Source organism: Labrys miyagiensis, assembly GCF_030160835.1.
In the GTDB taxonomy this organism is placed as follows: Bacteria; Pseudomonadota; Alphaproteobacteria; order Rhizobiales; family Labraceae; genus Labrys; species Labrys miyagiensis.
The window spans coordinates 84,249-102,895 of sequence record NZ_BSPC01000066.1 but is presented as its reverse complement, the minus strand read 5'-3'; the positions used below and the strand labels follow the sequence as shown (position 1 = coordinate 102,895).

14 protein-coding genes are annotated in these 18,647 nt (G+C 64.4%); 7 read left to right on the top strand and 7 right to left on the bottom strand.

The window, feature by feature from the left end; all coding sequences use genetic code 11:
- Positions 1-31: 31 nt before the first annotated feature.
- From glgA to QQL24_RS28680, 5 genes are all read right to left on the bottom strand, one after another.
- A complete protein-coding gene (glgA, locus tag QQL24_RS28700) occupies positions 32-1,474 on the bottom strand; it encodes a glycogen synthase GlgA (protein ID WP_284315865.1) in 1,443 nt (480 codons plus the stop codon).
- A gap of 193 nt (positions 1,475-1,667) precedes the next feature.
- Positions 1,668-2,939 (bottom strand): glucose-1-phosphate adenylyltransferase, encoded by a 1,272-nt coding sequence (gene glgC / locus QQL24_RS28695; RefSeq protein ID WP_284315730.1) that lies wholly within the window; start codon positions 2,937-2,939, stop codon positions 1,668-1,670.
- Positions 2,940-3,058: 119 nt separating this feature from the next.
- The gene (gene glgB, locus QQL24_RS28690) at positions 3,059-5,272 is read right to left on the bottom strand and encodes a 1,4-alpha-glucan branching protein GlgB (RefSeq protein ID WP_284315864.1); all 2,214 of its coding nucleotides are present in this window, start codon (positions 5,270-5,272) and stop codon (positions 3,059-3,061) included.
- 298 nt (positions 5,273-5,570) lie between these two features.
- Positions 5,571-5,792, bottom strand: coding sequence for a hypothetical protein (locus QQL24_RS28685; RefSeq protein ID WP_284315729.1), 222 nt, complete (start codon positions 5,790-5,792; stop codon positions 5,571-5,573).
- Between the two features lie 110 nt (positions 5,793-5,902).
- On the bottom strand, positions 5,903-8,416 hold the full coding sequence (locus QQL24_RS28680) for a glycogen/starch/alpha-glucan phosphorylase (protein ID WP_284315728.1): 2,514 nt from the start codon (positions 8,414-8,416) through the stop codon (positions 5,903-5,905).
- Between the two features lie 225 nt (positions 8,417-8,641).
- Between QQL24_RS28680 and QQL24_RS28675 the strand changes: the two genes are divergently transcribed.
- The 7 genes from QQL24_RS28675 (at position 8,642) to QQL24_RS28645 (ending at position 17,095) form a co-directional block, all read left to right on the top strand.
- Positions 8,642-9,526: a glucosamine kinase nucleotide-binding domain-containing protein gene (locus QQL24_RS28675; protein WP_284315727.1), complete on the top strand. Its 885-nt coding sequence runs from the start codon at positions 8,642-8,644 to the stop codon at positions 9,524-9,526.
- A gap of 90 nt (positions 9,527-9,616) precedes the next feature.
- Complete coding sequence (locus tag QQL24_RS28670) at positions 9,617-10,645, top strand: SIS domain-containing protein (protein WP_284315726.1); 1,029 nt, start codon at positions 9,617-9,619, stop codon at positions 10,643-10,645.
- The gene (gene nagA, locus QQL24_RS28665; protein ID WP_431310769.1) at positions 10,642-11,793 is read left to right on the top strand and encodes an N-acetylglucosamine-6-phosphate deacetylase; all 1,152 of its coding nucleotides are present in this window, start codon (positions 10,642-10,644) and stop codon (positions 11,791-11,793) included. Before QQL24_RS28670 ends, nagA begins: the two co-directional genes overlap by 4 nt.
- Positions 11,794-12,166: 373 nt before the next feature.
- Entirely contained in the window at positions 12,167-13,297 is a 1,131-nt protein-coding gene (locus QQL24_RS28660) for a sugar ABC transporter substrate-binding protein (protein ID WP_284315724.1), read from the top strand.
- A gap of 273 nt (positions 13,298-13,570) precedes the next feature.
- Entirely contained in the window at positions 13,571-15,124 is a 1,554-nt protein-coding gene (locus QQL24_RS28655) for a sugar ABC transporter ATP-binding protein (RefSeq protein ID WP_284315723.1), read from the top strand.
- Positions 15,121-16,101 carry an ABC transporter permease gene (locus QQL24_RS28650; RefSeq protein ID WP_284315722.1) on the top strand — a complete coding sequence of 327 codons (981 nt, stop codon included), beginning with the start codon at positions 15,121-15,123 and terminating at the stop codon, positions 16,099-16,101. The genes QQL24_RS28655 and QQL24_RS28650 overlap by 4 nt, the downstream gene beginning before the upstream one ends.
- 4 nt (positions 16,102-16,105) lie before the next feature.
- The gene (locus tag QQL24_RS28645; RefSeq protein WP_284315721.1) at positions 16,106-17,095 is read left to right on the top strand and encodes an ABC transporter permease; all 990 of its coding nucleotides are present in this window, start codon (positions 16,106-16,108) and stop codon (positions 17,093-17,095) included.
- A 102-nt stretch (positions 17,096-17,197) separates the two neighbouring features.
- Here QQL24_RS28645 and QQL24_RS28640 read toward each other — a convergent pair whose 3' ends face one another.
- Together QQL24_RS28640 and mgrA are read right to left on the bottom strand one after the other, a co-directional pair.
- Positions 17,198-17,524 (bottom strand): YnfA family protein, encoded by a 327-nt coding sequence (locus QQL24_RS28640; protein ID WP_284315720.1) that lies wholly within the window; start codon positions 17,522-17,524, stop codon positions 17,198-17,200.
- Positions 17,525-17,612: 88 nt separating this feature from the next.
- Positions 17,613-18,641 carry an L-glyceraldehyde 3-phosphate reductase gene (gene mgrA / locus QQL24_RS28635; RefSeq protein WP_284315719.1) on the bottom strand — a complete coding sequence of 343 codons (1,029 nt, stop codon included), beginning with the start codon at positions 18,639-18,641 and terminating at the stop codon, positions 17,613-17,615.
- Positions 18,642-18,647 lie beyond the last annotated feature (6 nt).

Sequence of the window (18,647 nt, the reverse complement as noted above, 5' to 3'; positions counted from 1 at the left end):
CGAGAACAGTGTTACTTCAACAAGTCCAATGTTACTTCAACAAGTCCTTGTAGAGCTTGGCATAGGCACTGGCACGGGAAGTCCAGGACAGGTCCAGCCCCATGCCGCGCTTCTGCATGGCCTGCCAGACTGTCTTGTCGCGATAGAGAGCGATGGCGCGGGAGATTCCCTCCTGCAGCATGGCGCCGGTGATGGGCTGGAACTGCACGCCCGTGGCCGCCTTCAGCGTGAGCGCGGCGTCGTTGGCGTCGACGATGGTATCGGACAGGCCTCCGACGCGCGCCACCACCGGTATGCAGCCATAGCGCAGGCCGTAGAGCTGGGTGAGGCCGCAGGGCTCGAAACGCGAGGGCACCAGCGTCATGTCGCCGCCACCGAACATCAGGTGCGACAGCGCCTCGTCGAAGCCGAACACGGCACCCACACGACCCGGATATTGATAGGTCGCCTGGCGGAAGATGCCTTCCAGCTCCTTGTCACCCGAGCCGAGCAGCGCGAACCGCGCGCCATGCGCCACCAGATGGGGCACGGTCTCGGCCATGATGTCGATGCCCTTCTGCCAGGTCAGGCGGCTGACGAGGCAGAACAAGGGCGAGTTGTCGTGATCGAGGCCGAAGCGCTTTTCCAGAGCCTCGCGGTTTCCCGCACGCTTGGCGAGCGACTTGGCATCGTAGTTGACCGCAAGCTTGGTGTCGGTCGCCGGGTTCCACTCGCTATCGTCGATGCCGTTGACGATGCCGGACAACACGTCGGAACGCCCCGCGAGCAGCCCTTCCAGGCCCATGCCGGCCTCGGCCGTCTGGATTTCGGTGGCATAGCGGGGCGAGACGGTGGTGATGCGGTCGGCAAAATGCAGCCCGGCCTTCAGGAAGCCGATCATGCCGTAATATTCCACGCCCTCGACCGAGAAGGAGCGCTGCGGCAAGGCGAGGCTGCCGAGAATCGAACGGGGGTACTGGCCCTGGAAGGCCAGATTGTGCACGGTGATCACCGATTTCGGCCGTGGACCCTCGGCATAATTGAGATAGGCGAGGGTGAGCGCCGCCTGCCAGTCGTGGACATGCACGATGTCAGGACGATAGTCGGCCACCAATCCATGGCAGATCTCGGCCGCCGCGCTGGAAAGGGCGCCGTAGCGCTGGGGATTGTCGAGCCAGTCGCGCCCGTCCTTGTCCGTATAGGGATTGCCGGGCCGGTTGAAGAGATGCGGTGCGTCGACGACGAAGAGGTTCAGGCCGTTCGCCGCGCCGCGCTTGATGGTGGTGCGCCCGCCGAAAAAGCTCGGAAGCTTGGCGACCGTCTCCCATTTTTCATTGGCGGCCAGCACCGCCGGATAGCCGGGAATGACCGTCGTCACCGCAACGTCGTAGCGCTTCAAGGCGCCGGGCAGCGCGCCGACGACGTCGGCGAGCCCCCCGGTCTTGATCAGCGGATGGATTTCGGAGGCAACGGCGAGGACTTTGATCATCGAGATTTCCGCATTTCGACAGGCGCACCGGAAGAAGGCTGTGGTCCAGGAAGTATGATTTTGTCATGACCGGGCTTGTCCCCGACCAGACTTGTCTGATGGGGGACAAGCCCGGTCATGACAAAAGGTCGAGCCTCACGCGATTTCTCGGTTCGGCTCCCTGGAGAAACGACTGTACTCCCGATCCGCTTGCCTCTGCTCAGCGCTTCAGCTTGTCGATCATCGGCTGCGTGATCAGGCAGATGCCCTTGTCGGTGCGCCGGAAGCGCTGAGCATCAAGCACCGGATCCTCGCCGACCACCAGGCCCTCGGGGATCTCGACGCCGCGGTCGATCACCACGTTCTTCAGGTGCGCCGAACGGCCGATCTCGACATAGGGCAGGATGACGGCGTTCTCGACCGAGGAATAGGAGTTCACACGCACGCCCGTATAAAGCAATGAGCGCTTGGCCGTGGCGCCGGAGACGACGCAGCCGCCCGAGACCAGTGACGAGATCGCGGTACCACGCCGCCCTTCCGTGTCGTGCACGAATTTAGCCGGCGGCGTAATTTCGGCGAAGGTCCAGATCGGCCATTCCTGATCGTAGAGGTCGAGGGCCGGCACCACGTCGGTGAGATCGATATTGGCTTCCCAATAGGCGTCCACCGTCCCGACGTCGCGCCAATAGGCTTCCTTCTCATGCTCGGACCGCACGCAGCTGGTCGGGAAGCGATGCGCGACAGCCTTGCCGTTCTTGACGATGTTCGGGATGATGTCCTTGCCGAAGTCGCGGCTGGAATTGGGATCGTTGGCATCCCGAAGCAGTTCCTCCTTGAGGAACTTCAGCGTGAACACATAGATGCCCATCGAGGCGAGCGCCATGTCGGGTTGGCTGGGGATGCCGGGCGGATCCTTCGGCTTCTCGACGAAGGCGACGATGCGGTCCTTCTCGTCGACATGCATGACGCCGAAGCCCGTGGCCTCCATGCGCGGCACTTCGAGGCAGCCGATGGTGACGTCGGCCTTCTGCTCCACATGCTGCTGGAGCATCAGCTCATAGTCCATCTTGTAGATATGGTCGCCGGCAAGGATGACCATGTATTCGACGCCGGTGCCGTCGATGATGTCGAGGTTCTGGTACACCGCGTCCGATGTGCCGCGATACCACATGTCTTCCGAGATGCGCTGGCTGGCGGGCAGGATGTCGAAGCTTTCATTGCGCTCCGGGCGAAGGAAGTTCCAGCCGCGGTTGAGGTGGCGGATCAGCGAATGCGCCTTGTACTGGGTGGCAACGCCGATACGGCGGATGCCGGAATTGATCGCATTCGAGAGCGCGAAATCGATGATCCGGCTCTTGCCGCCGAAATAGACCGCGGGCTTGGCCCGGCGGTCGGTCAACTCCATCAATCGGCTGCCGCGCCCGCCGGCCAGCACATAGGCCATGGCCGAACGTGCAAGCGGACCACCCGTCGAATGTCTCGGATCCGTCATCTAAACTCCTCCCATACTGACTGTGCTGCTGTCGGGCGCACCTTTCCGAGCCCGCCCTTATTTCATGACTTCTATGAACTGGCGCACCGGGAGGTCGCTCCCAACGCGCCATGTTCTTGCTAGTTCCCCGCCCATTCCAGGAGAATGGCGGTGAGAGGCGGCACGTTGATCCTGGCCATCGCCGGCTTGCCCTTCCAGTCCCCCTCCTGGGCATGGATGCTGCCGAGATTGCCGCGATTGAGGCCGAAATAGCGTTCGGAATCTGTGTTGAGCAGTTCACGCCACTGCCCCTTCAGGGGCAAAGGCAGAACGTAGTCGTCCCTGGCCACCGGGGTCAGGTTGGCAACCATGACGATAGGGGCGACGTTGGACGCATAGCGCGCCCAGGCGAAAACAGAGTTGGTGTTGTCGTCCACCACCATCCACTCGAAGCCGTCGCCCTCGCAGTCCCGTTCATGAAGAGCCGGGCGCCCGCGATAGAGATGGTTGAGATCACGTACGAGATCGCTCAGGCCCCTGTGCGGTCCATATTGCATCAGGTCCCAGTCGAGCCCGACATTCTCGTTCCACTCGCGGCGCTGGCCGAAATCCTGGCCCATGAACAGCAGCTTCTTGCCGGGATAGGCCCACATCATGGTGTAGTAGGCCCGCAGCGTCGCGAATTTGTCGCCCTCCAGCCCCGACATCTTGTTCACGATCGAATTCTTGCCGTGCACCACCTCGTCATGGGAGAGCGGCAGCACGAAATTCTCGGCAAACGCATAGATCAGGCCGAAGGTCAGATCGTCATGGTGGTATTGGCGATAGATCGGCTCACGCTCCATGTAATCGAGCGTGTCGTGCATGAAGCCCATGTTCCACTTGAAGCCAAAGCCGAGGCCGCCATCATGCACGGGCTTGGAGACGCCCGGCCAGGCGGTCGATTCCTCGGCGATCGTCATCACGCCGGGATGGGCGGCATAAACTTCCTTGTTCATGCGCTGGAGGAAGGCGATGGCGTCGAGGTTCTCGCGCCCGCCATGGATGTTGGGGATCCATTCACCGGCCTTGCGCGAATAGTCGAGGTAGAGCATCGACGCGACGGCATCAACGCGCAGCCCGTCGATATGAAAGCGCTCCAGCCAGAACAGCGCATTAGCGATCAGGAAATTCGCGACCTCGCGGCGGCCAAAATCATAGATCGCCGTATTCCAGTCGGGATGGAAGCCCCGGCGCGGATCGGGATGTTCATAGAGCGCGCCACCGTCGAACCAGGCGAGACCATGCGAGTCGGTCGGGAAATGCGCCGGCACCCAATCGAGGATGACGCCGATGCCGGCCTCATGCGCCTTGTTGACCAAGCGCGCAAAGCCCTCGGGCGAGCCGAAGCGGCTGGTGGGCGCGAACAGGCCCGTCGGCTGGTAGCCCCAGGAGGCGTCGAGCGGATGCTCGCTCACCGGCATCAATTCGATATGGGTGTAGCCCATATGGGCCACGTAGGTGATGAGCTGGTCGGCGAACTCGTCATAACTGAGGAAACGCTGGTGATCCCCGCGCTTCCAGGAGCCCAGATGCACCTCATAGGTCGACATCGGCGCCTTGCGGGCATCACGCCGGGCACGATCCTCTATCCATTGCTGGTCCGTCCAGGCGAAGGGCTCCGCCGACAGAACGCGCGAGGCCGTGCCGGGCCGCAGTTCAGTTGCGAAGGCGAACGGATCGCTCTTCAGGGGCAGCAGGGCGCCATTGGGGCCGATGATCTCATATTTGTAATAGGCGCCGGCGCCGACCCCGGGCAGGAAGATCTCCCAGACGCCGGTATCGATGCGCTTGCGCATCGGGTGGCGGCGGCCATCCCAATTGTTGAAGTCGCCGACGATGGAAACCCGGCGCGCATGGGGCGCCCAGACGGCGAAATGTACGCCGTCCACGCCCTCGTGATGAACAGGCCGTGCGCCGAGCTTGTCCCAGAGCCTGAGATGCGTGCCCTCGACATAGAGGTAATCGTCCACCTGGCCGAGAAGCGGCCCGAAACGATAGGGATCCTCGACATCCCATTCCCCGCCCGCATTGGCTGCGTGGAGATGATAGGCGCGGCCCGCACCCGCAGCACGGCCTTCGAAGACGCCGTCATCATGGCGCCGCTGCAGCGCCACCGGCTCCTTGAGTTCGGGTGATACGACGAAGACGCTTTCGGCATTGGGGACGAAGGCGCGGATCACCAGGCCGTCCGGCGTGTTATGCGGGCCGAGGACAGCGAAAGGATCGTGATGACGCCCGGCCGCAAGCGCCGCGATCTCCACCTCCGGCAAACGCCAAGCTTCCGCCTTCTCGGCAGCAGGCTTCTTCGCCAGGGGAGCCGGCTTTTCCACCTTGGACGGTGAAGCGCTCGTCTTGGTATTCTTTGCCACGCCGCTACCACCTCTCGCCTTGACGGCTGACGCCGTTCTTACCACAGGCCAGACATTCTTCGCCGGGCCTCTTGGGGGACAAGCTAGGGGTTTTGCCGGATCGGTCAACGATTAAACGCAGACAAGGAAAACACAGTTAAGTTGCAAGTGCAGTTATGCAGCGGCGAGCCTTCTCCGTGGCTAAACATGCAACATTGCGGAAGCTAACCCAAGCTCCGGGACATCTTTCCCTCGCGTCCGTTCAGTTGGAATCACCATCACCAGCGTCATCGCGCGGTGGCGGCATGTCGGGATGGCCCCCACCATTGTCGTCTCCGGCACCATTGTTGCCTTCATCGCGCGGTGGTGGAAGGTCCGGATGGCCACCGCCATTGTCGCCGGCGTTCTCCCCTTCCTTACGGAAGGCAGGTGTATCGACCTGAGGCTGCTCCGGCTGTTCAGGCTGCTTGGGACGCTCGTCCACGAAAGGTGGCGTATCGATCTGGGGTTGCGGCTGGCGGCGTGCTGCACCCCAAAAGAAAAGCCTCTTCCTGGGTGGAAAGAGGCCCTGCTTATTCGCAGTTGGTGCCCGGTTTACTCGACCGACAAGGTCGGCACGCCCCAGATCTCGTCCGCATATTCGCGGATGGTGCGGTCGGAGGAGAACCAGCCCATGCGCGCCACGTTGAGGATGGCCTTCTCGCGCCAGGCCGCCTTGTCCGCCCAGAGAGCGTCGACATTGCGCTGCATAGCGCCATAGGCGTCGAAATCGTCGGTGACGAAGAACCAGTCGCTGGAACGCAGCGACTGCACGGTGCCGCGATGGCGCTCGCGGTCGGTCGGCGAGAACACGCCCGATTCAACCGAATCCAGCACTTCATGCAGGATCGGCGAAGCGGCGATGTTGTCGGAGGGATTGCGACCGGCGCGCTTGCGATCCTCAACCTCATTGGCCTTGAGGCCGAAGATGAAGATGTTGTCGTCGCCGACATGCTCCTTCATCTCGACATTGGCGCCGTCGAGCGTGCCGATGGTGAGCGCGCCGTTGAGGCCGAACTTCATATTGCCGGTGCCCGAGGCTTCCAGGCCCGCGGTGGAGATCTGCTCGGAGAGGTCAGCGGCCGGGATGATCACCTCGGCGAGGCTGACGTTGTAATTCGGCATGAACACGACCTTGAGCAGGTTGCGCACGGCCGGATCCGAGTTCACCACCTTCGCGACGTCGTTGATCAGCTTGATGATGTATTTGGCGCTGGTGTAGCTCGCCGCCGCTTTGCCGGCAAAGATCTTCACGCGTGGCGCCCAGTCGCGCTCGGGATGGGCGCGGATGGCGTTGTAGAGCGCGATCGTCTCGAGGATGTTGAGAAGCTGGCGCTTATATTCGTGGATGCGCTTGATGTGCACATCGAACATTGCCGAGGGGTCGACCCTGAGGCCGACGGTCTGCTGGATCATCTTGGCGAGGCGCGCCTTGTTGGCGTGCTTGACGGCGGCGAAGTGCTCCTGGAACGACGAGTCCTTCGCGAAGGGATTTAGCGCCTTCAGCTTCTCGGCATCGTCGAGATAGGCATCGCCGATCGTCTCGCGCAGCAGCGTGGTGAGGCCGGGATTGGCCGTCATCAGCCAGCGGCGCGGCGTGATGCCGTTGGTCTTGTTGGTGATGCGGCCCGGGAACAGCGCATTGAGGTCGCGGAACACGGTTTCCTTCATCAGGTCCGAATGCAGGGCCGAGACGCCGTTGACCTTGTGCGAGCCGACAAAGGCGAGGTTGCCCATGCGCACGCGGCGGCCATGCGTCTCGTCGATGATCGAGACGGCCGAGATCATCGCATCCGAGGCGCCGCTGCCACGGGCCTCGGTCAGCACGCGGGCATTGATGGCGTAGATGATCTGCATGTGGCGCGGGAGCAGGCGTTCGATCAGTGGCACCGGCCAGGTTTCGAGCGCTTCGGGCAGCAGCGTGTGGTTGGTGTAGGAGACCGTCTCGCGCGTGATGGCGAAGGCATCAGCCCAGCTCAGCGAATGGATGTCGATGAGGATGCGCATCATCTCGGCCACGGCAATGGCCGGATGCGTATCGTTGAGCTGGATCGCCGCCTTGGTCGGCAGCGTCTTGATGTCGCGATGCTGCTGGAGATGGCGGCGGACGATGTCCTGCAGCGAGGAGGAGGTGAAGAAATATTCTTGGCGCAGGCGCAGTTCCTGCCCGGCCGGGGTCGAATCCGCCGGGTAGAGTACGCGGGAGATCGACTCCACCTTGGTGCGGTCGGCAAGAGCGCCGATATGGTCGCCGGCATTGAAGGCGTCGAGCGAAATCGGATCGAGCGAACGGGCCGACCACAGGCGCAGCGTGTTGACTCGGTTGCCGCGCCAGCCTACCGCCGGGGTGTCGTGGGCGACGGCGAGGATGGTTTCCGCCGGCTTCCAGGAGTGCACCGCCGAGCCGTCCCAGCCGTCGGTCGCCTCCACGGCACCGCCGAAGCCGACCTCATAGGCGACTTCGCGGCGCGGGAACTCCCAGGGATTGCCGTTCTGCAGCCAGTTCTCGGGCGATTCCGTCTGCCAGCCATCGACGATGTTCTGGCGGAACAGGCCGTTCTCGTAGCGGATGCCATAGCCATAGGCGGCCACGCCCACGGTCGCCATGCTCTCCATGAAGCAGGCTGCGAGGCGGCCAAGGCCACCATTGCCCAGCGCTGCGTCGGGCTCCATCTCGGCGATCATGTCGAGATCGACGCCGACGGAGGCCAGCGCCTCGCGGGCCGTGTTCAGAAGGCTGAGATTGTTGAGGCCGTCCTTGAGCAGGCGGCCGATGAGGAATTCCAGCGAGAGGTAGTACACGCGCTTGCCGCCCATGCGATAGACACCGCGCGTGGTTGCCATCCAACGGTCGACGATGTGGTCGCGCAGCGCCAGGCTCACGGCGCGCAGCCAGTCATGGTCGCGGGCAACGATCGGGTCCTTGCCGACGGCGTAAGTCAGTTTTGCCAGAATAAGGTCGCGGAAAGAGCGCGCGTCTCCCGTTGCCTCCGGGAGCTTCGCCGTATCGTCCGCTACCGCAAGGGCTGCTTCGGCCGAATAGAGCTTATTCTGCAACGGTGACTTCATGGGCTACGTCTCGATGGTTGATCTTCAGACCGTGCTCCTTAACCCAACTCCCCCTCACATGCGAGTGCTCCCGGCGCATAATTTACTGGTTAAAATGCATAGAATGGAATTTGCCTTATTATGAGGCAGCACTGTAGTGAATCGCCCTCGATGCAGTCAGTTTGCGGGAGCGATTCCAGCGCTTATCATCGATTGCAAGAATTGTGCCGCCGCACGGAGAAATAGATGTCGGGCCCTTATTTTCTGGCTGTTGATGGCGGTGGAACCAATACCCGTGCTCGTCTTAGCGACCAAAACGGGCGCATTCTTGGCGAAGGCTTGTCAGGCTCGTCCAATCTCACGCTCGGCACCGCGATTACTGCCCCGGCCATCGCCGAGGCTGGGGAAAAGGCGCTCGAAGCGGCAGGCCTTTCGCCCGACGCCAAGGCCGAGGTGCATGCCGGCATGGGCCTGTCGGGCGCCAATGTTCCCGCGCTCGCCGATGGTATTCGCAGCTTTCCCTTTGGGTACCAGTCGCTTGCGCTGGCTTCCGACGCCGTCACCGCCTGCCTCGGCGCCCATGCCGGCGAGGATGGCGGCATCCTGATCCTCGGCACCGGCTCCCAGGGCCTGGCGCTGGTGGCCGGCAAGGAGACCACCGTCGGGGGGTGGGGCTTTGCCCTGTCCGACGATGCCTCCGGCGCCATTCTCGGGCGCGCGGCGATCCGCGCCGCCATCCTCAGCATCGATGCCCTCGCGCCGTCCTCCGATCTCACGCGCCTGATCATGGCGCGCTTCCACGACGATCCCAGCGAGGCGGTGCTGTGGAGCCAGACCGCCACCCCGCGCGACTATGGCAGCTTCGCGCCGCTGGTGTTCCGGGCGGCGGGCGGCGACGGCGTCGCGGACCATCTGATCGGCCATGCCATCGGCTCGATCGTGGGCATGCTGGACCGGTTGATCCATCTGGGAGCGCCCCGCATCGCCCTGATGGGAGGCCTCGCCGCACCCTATCGCCCGTTCCTGCCGACACGCTATGACGACGTCCTGATCGAGCCCAAGGGCGATGCGCTCGACGGGGCGTTCCGGCTGGCCAAGCAGGACTTCCAGGCATCGCCCACGCAGGGGTGAAGGACGGAAGTCTGCAAATGTTTGAAGTCTGGCGGAATGCCCGCTAAGGCTGAGTCCTCTCCTGCCCAACCACACCCCCAAGGTGGCACCATGACCTCGCCTGCCGACGCACCCTCAACCCTGATGGCGGCGGAGATCGCCGAGGCGCCCGCCGCCCTCGCCCGCTTCTTCGATGCCGAGAGCAGCAATCTCCAGAGGATTGGCGCGCGCCTGCGCGAGCTCTCGCCGGCCTATGCCGTGACCTGCGCCCGCGGCTCTTCCGACAACACCGCCGGCTACTTCAAATATCTCAGCGAGATCCTGGCGGGCGTCCCGGTCGCCTCCGTCGGCCCATCGGTGGCCTCGATCTACAAGGCGCCGCTGCGTTTCAAGGGCGCCGTGGTCGTCTCGGTCTCGCAATCGGGCAAGAGCCCCGATATCGTCGCCCTGCAGGCGCGGGCCAGGGAGGCAGGCGCCTTCGCGGTCGCCATCGTCAACGATGCCTCCTCCCCGCTCGCGGCCGAGGCGGATGCGGTGCTGCCGCTGCATGCAGGGCCGGAGAAAAGCGTGGCAGCCACCAAGACCTGCCTGAGCTCCGCCGCCGTGCTGGCAGCGCTGGTGGCCGAATGGCATCAGGACAAGGCCCTGCAGCAGGGCGTACGCGACCTGCCCGCCGCCTTCGAGGCAGCGCTCACCGCCGATTGGGATGCAGCCCTGCCGGTGTTCGAGAAGGCCCAGTCGGCCTATGTCATCGGCCGCGGCCCCGCCTTCCCGATCGCGCAGGAAGCCGCCCTCAAGCTGAAGGAAACCGCGGTGCTGCATGCGGAGGCCTATAGCGGCGCCGAGGTGATGCATGGGCCGCTGCAACTCGTCGACGCCGGCTTTCCAGTGCTCGCCTTCCGCCCGCGGGATGCGGCCTTCACGGCCATGGGCGAGGCGATCGAACGCATGCGCGGGGCAGGCGCCAACGTCTTCGTGGCGGGCGGCAACAGCCTGCCCTTCAAGAGCTCGGGCCATGCCCTGCTCGACCCTCTCGCCATGCTGGTCTCCTTCTACGGCCTGGCCGAGAAGGTCGCGCGTGGGCGCGGCCACGACCCCGACCGCCCAAGCCGGCTGCGCAAGGTGACGGAGACGATTTGATGAGCCTCGAAGCCCTCATCGCGCCGCGCCTGTTCAACGGCGAAACCTTCCTCGATCATCATGCGCTGCTGATCGAGCGCGAGACGATCGCGGCGGTGGTGCCGCGTTCCGATGTGCCCTCGCACGCGGCCGTTACCACCTTACCGTCAGGCCTGGTCGCCCCGGGCTTCATCGATGCGCAGGTCAATGGCGGCGGCGGGCGCCTGTTCAATGAGACGCCGGATGTCGACACGCTCGGCGCCATCGCGGCCGCCCATCGCAAGCATGGTTCGACGGCCCTGCTGCCGACCTACATCACCGATAAGCCCGAGGGGATGAAGCTGGCGATCGAAGCGGCGAAAGCCGCGATCACCGAGGGCGTGCCCGGCATAGCCGGCATCCATCTCGAGGGCCCCTATCTCTCCGTGGCGCGCAAGGGCGCCCATGATCCGGCGCTGATCCGCCCGCTTACGGAGGAGGATGTCGATCTCATCCTCGGCTGCGGCATCGAGACGATCCTACTCACAGTCGCGCCGGAAAATGCGCCGAACCGCCTGATCCGCCGGCTTGCCGAGGGCGGCGTCATCGTCAGCCTCGGCCATACCGATGCCGATTACGACACGGCGATGGCGGCGGCGGATGCGGGGGCTACCGGCATCACCCATCTCTTCAACGCCATGTCGCCTCTGCAGAACCGCGAGCCCGGCGTCACTGGCGCGGCGCTCGACCATGGCGGCCTGTGGGCCGGCATCATCGCCGATGGCCACCATGTGCACCGCGGCACGCTGAGCCTGGCGCTCAGGGCCAAACGCGCGCCCGGCCGGCTCTTCCTGGTCAGCGACGCCATGCCGACCGCCGGGGACCCCAAGGACGTCTTCTACCTCAACGGTCGCAAGGTGACCCGCCGCAACGGCGCGCTGACGCTCGACAACGGCACGCTGGCGGGCTCCGACCTCACCATGGACCATGCCGTGCGCTACAGCGTCGACCATCTCGGCATCGATCTCGGCGAGGTGCTGCGCATGGCAAGCCTCTACCCCGCGCAGTTCCTCAAGCTCGACCGCCACCGGGGCCGGCTGGCGCCGGGCTTTCGCGCCGACCTCGTCCATCTCGACGAGGCACTGGCGACCAGGGGCTTGTGGATCGCTGGCAGTAAGCTGGTGGGCTGACGCCTGCCAGTCCAAGCTCGGGCGCCAGATCACGAAGTTGTGCGAGGCCGATGCGTGCCATGGCAGCGTTGCTTGGCCCAACTCCGGCGGCCCAGTCGGGGCAAATGTTATCCTGAAACTACACCATGATACCTCCCTTATAATCATTGAAATGTAAGCGCTCTTCATTTATTAGTCGGACAATTGACAAGAGGCTGGAACAAGCGGCGTAACTTAAGGCCGTCGGTCATCCAGATTGCCGATCTTCACCCGAACCGGACAATCCCGGCCCGACGCGGCATTGCCGCAGGGCCGCACAAGAAGCTCCGGAAGGTGGAACAGGAAACGCCTGAATCGCACGATATCTGTCCGTGCAAAACCGAGGGAGCTTTCTATGAAACGTTCTATCGCCACACTTTCACTCGCCTGCACCGCGCTGGCCGGGCTGCTGCTCGGCACCGCCGCCGCCTCCGCCGCCGGCCCTGAGGTCGTCGCCGGGCCGAGCAAGGATGCCGCGTGCTTCGTGCCCTGGACCGACAAGACCAAGTTCTTCAAGTTCCCGGCCAAGAAGGGCCCCTATCGCATCGCGCTCGCCAACGGCTTCATCGGCAACACCTGGCGCATCCAGATGATCAAGACGGCCAAGGCTTATGCCGATCAGGCGGACGTGAAGGCCAATCTCAAGGAATTCAAGGTGGTCTCGACGGGCGAGGATATCGCCGCCCAGATCGCGGCGGTGAACAATTTCATCGATTCCGGCTATGACGCCGTGGTTATCGACGCCCAGAACCCCACCGCCTTCAAGTCGGTGATCAAGCGCGCCCAGAATGCCGGCGTGGTGCTTGTCGCCTTCGACAACACGGTCGACAGCGAGGATATCATCAACGTCAATGTCGACCAGAAGGGCCTGGGCGAATATTGGGGCAAATGGCTGGTCCAGAACGTTCCCAATGGCGGTACCATCCTGGAAGTGCGGGGCGTGGCCGGGACTTCCGTCGATACCGACCGGCACGACGGCATCCAGGAGGTTCTCAAGGCGTCGGGCAAGCCCTTCAACACCGTCGAGGTCGTCGGCAAATGGGATGACGGCACGGCCCAGAAAGTCACGGCCGATGCCATTGCCGTGCACAAGCACTTCGACGGCATGACCGCGCAGGGCGGTTCCACCGGCATGGTGCGCGCTTTCATCGATGCCAAGCACCCCTTCGTGCCGGCCGGCGCGGAAACCGAGAACGGCTTCCGAAAGCTGTGCGCCGCCAATGCTGGAGCGGGCCTGAAATGCGCCTCGGGCGGTACGGGACCGGCGCAGGTCGCCGTGGCGATCAAGACGGCGATCACCGCCCTGCAGGGCGACGTGGTGCCGCAGGCGATCAAGCTGCCTCTCGCCCATGTCGAAGATCCCGACTTCAAGGACGGCGAGAACCTCTATTCCAAGCAGACGGATAATTTCTTCGTCGGCAACGCTTTCCCAACCTGCGGCATCAACTTCACGGCCCAGGAAATCATGGGGCAGTCGGAGCAGTAGGGATGGAGTGGCGGTCTGCGACCGCCATTCTGCCTTGCTTGAGAAGGCTCAGGTTCCGTGCCGGTCTGAAGACCGGCACTCCGAACAAGGGCGCGGCGGTCGTGGCGCTCCTGGGACCGCAGGCGTCTCGCCTGCTCTTGGAACCGCCGCGCGTGCCGGCAAGGAAAAGGCGGGCGAGACGCCTGCGGTCCCAGCTTCGGTCGTGACCGTCTCTTCCGCCGCGTTCTTCCCCTACCGGGAGGACACTCACTCGTTCTGTACGGAGTTCGCCTGATGGTCGAAACGGTACCGCTCTTTCGGATGGAAGGTATTTCCAAACGCTATGGCGGTGTCGCTGCGCTCGAAAAGGCCTCGCTGACCATCGAGGCCGGGCGCATCCACGCCATTCTCGGCGAGAACGGGGCGGGAAAGTCGACCCTGATCAAGATCCTTTCCGGCGTCGTGCAGCCGGATGAAGGACTGCTCAGCCTCGAAGGGCGGGACATCCGCTTCTCCGGCCCGGCCGCCGCCAAGCAGAACGGCATCGTCTGCATCTTCCAGGAGCTCTCGCTGGTCCCCGACCTCTCGGTGGCCGACAACATCTTCATCGACGCCCCGCCGCGCCGCTTCGGCCTGATCGACCGCAGCGCACAACGTCGCCTGGCAGAGGAATGGCTGGCGCGCGCCGGCGCCGAGGACATCCATCCGCTCGCGCCGATCAAGGATCTGCCGCTCTCGCGCCGGCAGATGGTCGAGATCGCCAAGGCCCTCGCCCGCAAGCCGCGCATCCTCATCCTCGACGAGGCGACCTCGGCCCTGACGGCTGCCGACGTCACCAAGATCTTCGGCGTGCTCAAACGCCTGCGCTCGGAAGGGCTGGCCTTGCTCTACATCTCGCACCGCATGGCGGAGATCGAGGAGCTCGCCGATGAGTGCACCGTGTTCCGCAACGGGCGCAACATTGCCACCTTCAAGGCCGGCACCAAGACCGACAACGAGGTCATCGAGATGATGATCGGCCGCGAATACAGTCACGTCTTTCCCGTAAAGCCCCCGCCACCCTCGCCGGCCGTCAAGCCGCTGCTCGAGGTGAAGGATCTCACCTGGGCGGACCGGCTCAAGAACATCTCGCTCGCCGTCCGTCCCGGCGAAGTCGTCGGCCTCGGCGGGCTCGACGGCCAGGGCCAGCGCGAATTGCTGCTGGCGCTGTTCGGCGTGCTGCGCGGCACCACCGGCGAGATCCGCGTCGAAGGCAAGCGGGTCTCGATCGCCAGCCCCAGCACGGCCAAGAAGCCGGAGATCGGCATGGCGCTCATCCCCGAGGATCGCAAGACCGAGGGCCTGATGCTGCCGATGTCGGTGCGCGACAACCTCTCCTTCGCCTCGCTCAGCCGCATCTCGAAGGCCGGGCTGATCGACCGGGCGGCGGAGAAGCAGGCGATCGCCGAGATGGTGAAGCTGCTCGCCATTAAGACGGCCGGCATCGACATTCCCGTCGCCGCGCTCTCGGGCGGCAATCAGCAGAAGGTGGTGATCGCCAAATGGCTGATGGTGTCACCGCGCATCATCCTGCTCAACGATCCCACGCGTGGCATCGATGTCGGTACCAAGGCGGAGATCTACCAGCTCCTGCGCCATCTTGCCGACAAGGGCGCGGCTATCCTGCTCTATTCCACCGATTACGACGAACTGATCGGCTGCTGCGACCGTGTGCTGGTGCTCTATGAAGGGGCCGTGCGGCGCGAACTGACGGGCCGCGAAATCACCGAGAACGCGCTGATCTCGAGCGCCCTCAACATCACCGCCGAGAACGGGGAGGCCGGCCAAAAGCCGGCAGTGAACGCGTGAGTGACTGGCGCTACAAATTTGCCGAACACAGGAGCACGCTGCTGGCTGCCCTGGTCTTCGTGGTGATGTTTGCCATCTACACGGCCAACCACGAGGCGGGCTTCTCGGCCAATGTGGTGCAGACGGCCGCCAACAAGGGCGTGCTGCTGGCCCTGCTCGCGGTGGCGCAGACCTTCGTCGTGCTGACGGCCGGCATCGACCTTTCCGTTGGCACCATCTTCATCCTCACCAACTGCCTGGCCTCCTGGATCGTGGTGGGTTCGCCCGCCATGACCGGGCTCGGGCTCCTCGGAGTACTCGCCACCGGCGTCGTCTGCGGAGCCATCAACGGCGCCATCGTGATCTTCGGCCGCCTGCAGCCGATCGTCACCACCATCGCCACCGGCGCCATCTATTTCGGCCTGGCGCTCTGGCTGCGCCCCGACCCGGGCGGCGATGTGAATGGCGACCTCGCCGACGCCCTGACGGGCCAGCTCTGGGGCGGCTTGCCGGCGAGCCTCCTGGTGCTGATCGCTGTCATGCTGGTGGTCTGGGTGCCCTTCCGCCGCTCGATGCTAGGTCGCTCGGTCTATGCCGTCGGCTCCTCGGAAGTAGCCGCCTACATGTCGGGCGTGCCGACCAATACGGCCAAGTTCATGGCCTATGTCCTGTCGGGCCTGTTCGCAGCCATGGGCGGGCTGATGCTGACCTTCTTCACCTATTCGGGCGAAGCCTCCTCCGCCAATGCCTCGACCTATACGCTGAATTCGATCGCCGCCGTGGTGCTGGGCGGCGTCTCGCTGTTCGGCGGCACTGGCAGCGCGGTGGGCGCCATCTTCGGGGCGCTGATCTTCCGCACCATCAACGACCTCCTCTTCGTCTTCGATCTCGATCCGCTCTGGCAGCCGCTGTTCCTCGGCGTGGTGCTGCTCATCGCCGTCTGCATGGGCTCCTTCCGCCTCCTGCAGATCAAGAACCGTCTCGATCTCTTCGGGTGATGCGATGAGTCAGCAAGACACCTCCAAGCCCCCATCGCGCCTGCCCGCCTTCCTGCAAGGCGTCGACCTCGCCGTCGTCACGGCCTTCGCCTGCATCGTCGTGCTGCTTCTGGTCGGCAGCCTCTATTCCTCGAGCTTCCTCTCGCCGGAATATCTCCTGCAGCAGCTCCAGGTCGGCTCCTTCCTGGCCATGGCCGCCACCGGCATGATGCTGGTGATCCTGCTCGGCCAGATCGACCTCTCCATTCCCTGGCTGATCACCATCGGCGCCATGATGTCGACGGCGGCGGCCGGCTGGGGCGCATGGGGCCCGGTGTTCGCCATTCCCGTCGGCATTCTCAGCGGCATGGCGTTCGGACTGGTCAACGGCATCGGCGTCGCCTATCTGCGGGTGCCCTCGATGATCTTCACCCTCGGCACCAATGCGGTAATGCAGGGCCTGATGGTGGTGCGCACCGGCGGCGCGGCGCCGCAGGACATGTCGACGGATTCGATGCATGACCTCGCCACCGGCCGGCTGATCGGCGGTATTCCCAATCCGCTCTGGATCTGGGTGCTGATCGGCGCCGCCACCGTCTTCGTCCTCAAGCGCACCACCTTCGGCCGTGCGCTCTATGCCATCGGCAACCGCGAGCGGGCCGCCTATCTCTCGGGCGTGCACACGCGTCGCATCGTGGTGCTGGCCTTCGTGATCTCCGGCGCGCTGTCGGCTTTCGGCGGCGTGCTGCTGGCGGGCTATTCCACCAAGGCGTACCAGGGCATGGGCGATCCCTATCTCCTGCCCGCCATCGCCGCCGTGGTGCTCGGCGGCACCTCGATCCTGGGTGGGCGTGGCACCTATCTCGGCACGGTGGCCGGCGTGATCCTGATCACGCTGCTGCAATCCATTCTCGCCATCGTCCAGATGCCGGAAGCCGGCCGGCAGGTAATCTACGGCGCGACGATCGTCGCCATGCTGCTGCTGTATGGGCGCTCGGCGAGGATGAGGACGTAGCAGGGAGCGCCGGCCGCTGGGAGCGCGGACGTCCTCGTCCGCTCTTCCTCTGTCGTAAAGCACATCGGTTCCAAGAGCGGACTAGGACGTCCGCGCTCCCAGCTATGCCCGATGCGGCGCGAACAATATGACGGCCATGCCCGCGAGGCACAGGGCCGCGCCAGCCAAGTCCCACGCATCCGGCCGCACGCCCTCCACCCGCCAGAGCCAGAGCAGCGAGGCGGCGATGTAGATGCCGCCATAGGCCGCATAGGCCCGTCCCGCGGCATCGCTGTCGATGCGCGTCAGCAGCACGGCGAAGACGATCAGCGACGCGACGCCGGGAAGAAGCCACCAGGCCGGCTTGCCGAGGCGCAACCAGCCCCAGAAAACATAGCTGCCGGCAATCTCGCCGAGCGCGGCCAGGCAGTAGAACAGGATGGATTTCATAAAGGCTGAGCCCCGGCGACCGCTTCCAATGAGGAGCTTAGCGATCGCCGCCGGAAACGGAAGGGCGGGAGTGCCCCGCCACCCGCCGTCAGCTCTTGCTGGACGCAGACCAGAGATTGACGCCGCCCTCCTGCGCGAAACGGTCGATCTCGGCGAGTTCGGCCGTTTCGAAGGAGGAGTTCTTGAGAGCGGCGACGCAGTCCTCGATCTGCTCGGGCCGGCTGGCGCCGATCAGGGCCGAGGTCATGCGCGGATCGCGCAGCACCCAGGCGATCGCCATCTGCGCCAGCGACTGGCCGCGCTTGCCAGCGATCTCGTTGAGGCCGCGCAGGCGGGCGATGTTGCCTTCATTGAGCTGCGTCGGCGAGAGGGACTTGCCGGCGGCGGCGCGGCTGTCAGCGGGAATGCCGTTGAGATATTTGTTGCTGAGCAGGCCCTGCGCCAGCGGCGTGAAGGCGATGCAGCCGGCGCCATCGGCTTCGAGCTGGTCGAGCAATTTGTCGTCCTCGACCCAGCGGTTGATCATCGAATAGCTCGGCTGGTGGATGAGCAGCGGCGTGCCCATGCTCTTGAGGATGGCGGCCGCCTCCCTGGTGCGCGCCGCGCTGTAGGAGGAGATGCCGGCATAATGCGCCTTGCCCTGCTTCACCGCGTCATGCAGGGCGGTCATGGTTTCTTCGAGCGGCGTCTTCGGGTCGAAGCGGTGGGAATAGAAGATGTCGACCGTCTCCAGGCCCATGCGCTTGAGGCTGCGGTCGAGGCTGGAGAGCAGATATTTGCGGCTGCCCCATTCACCATAGGGGCCGGGCCACATGTAGTAGCCGGCCTTGGTGGAGATCACCAGTTCGTCGCGGTGATGGGCGAAGTCGGTCTTCAGGATACGCCCGAAGGTTTCCTCGGCCGAGCCGGGCGGCGGGCCGTAATTGTTGGCGAGGTCGAAATGGGTAATGCCGAGATCGAAGGCCTTGCGGCAGAGGGCACGCGCATTTTCGAAGGGCACGTCGCCACCGAAATTATGCCACAGGCCGAGCGAGAGCGCGGGCAGATCGAGCCCGGAGCGGCCGGTGCGGCGATATTGCATGGTGGTGTAGCGTGCTTCATCAGCGACGTAAGTCATAACAGC

Bases quoted from the DNA above. Each gene is read 5' to 3' on its own strand.
- glgC (WP_284315730.1), bottom strand. From the start codon at position 2,939: ATGACGGATCCGAGACATTCGACGGGTGGTCCGCTTGCACGTTCGGCC.
- QQL24_RS28680 (WP_284315728.1), bottom strand. From the start codon at position 8,416: ATGAAGTCACCGTTGCAGAATAAGCTCTATTCGGCCGAAGCAGCCCTT.
- QQL24_RS28675 (WP_284315727.1), top strand. From the start codon at position 8,642: ATGTCGGGCCCTTATTTTCTGGCTGTTGATGGCGGTGGAACCAATACC.
- QQL24_RS28670 (WP_284315726.1), top strand. From the start codon at position 9,617: ATGACCTCGCCTGCCGACGCACCCTCAACCCTGATGGCGGCGGAGATC.
- QQL24_RS28660 (WP_284315724.1), top strand. From the start codon at position 12,167: ATGAAACGTTCTATCGCCACACTTTCACTCGCCTGCACCGCGCTGGCC.
- QQL24_RS28655 (WP_284315723.1), top strand. From the start codon at position 13,571: ATGGTCGAAACGGTACCGCTCTTTCGGATGGAAGGTATTTCCAAACGC.
- QQL24_RS28645 (WP_284315721.1), top strand. From the start codon at position 16,106: ATGAGTCAGCAAGACACCTCCAAGCCCCCATCGCGCCTGCCCGCCTTC.
- QQL24_RS28640 (WP_284315720.1), bottom strand. From the start codon at position 17,524: ATGAAATCCATCCTGTTCTACTGCCTGGCCGCGCTCGGCGAGATTGCC.
- mgrA (WP_284315719.1), bottom strand. From the start codon at position 18,641: ATGACTTACGTCGCTGATGAAGCACGCTACACCACCATGCAATATCGC.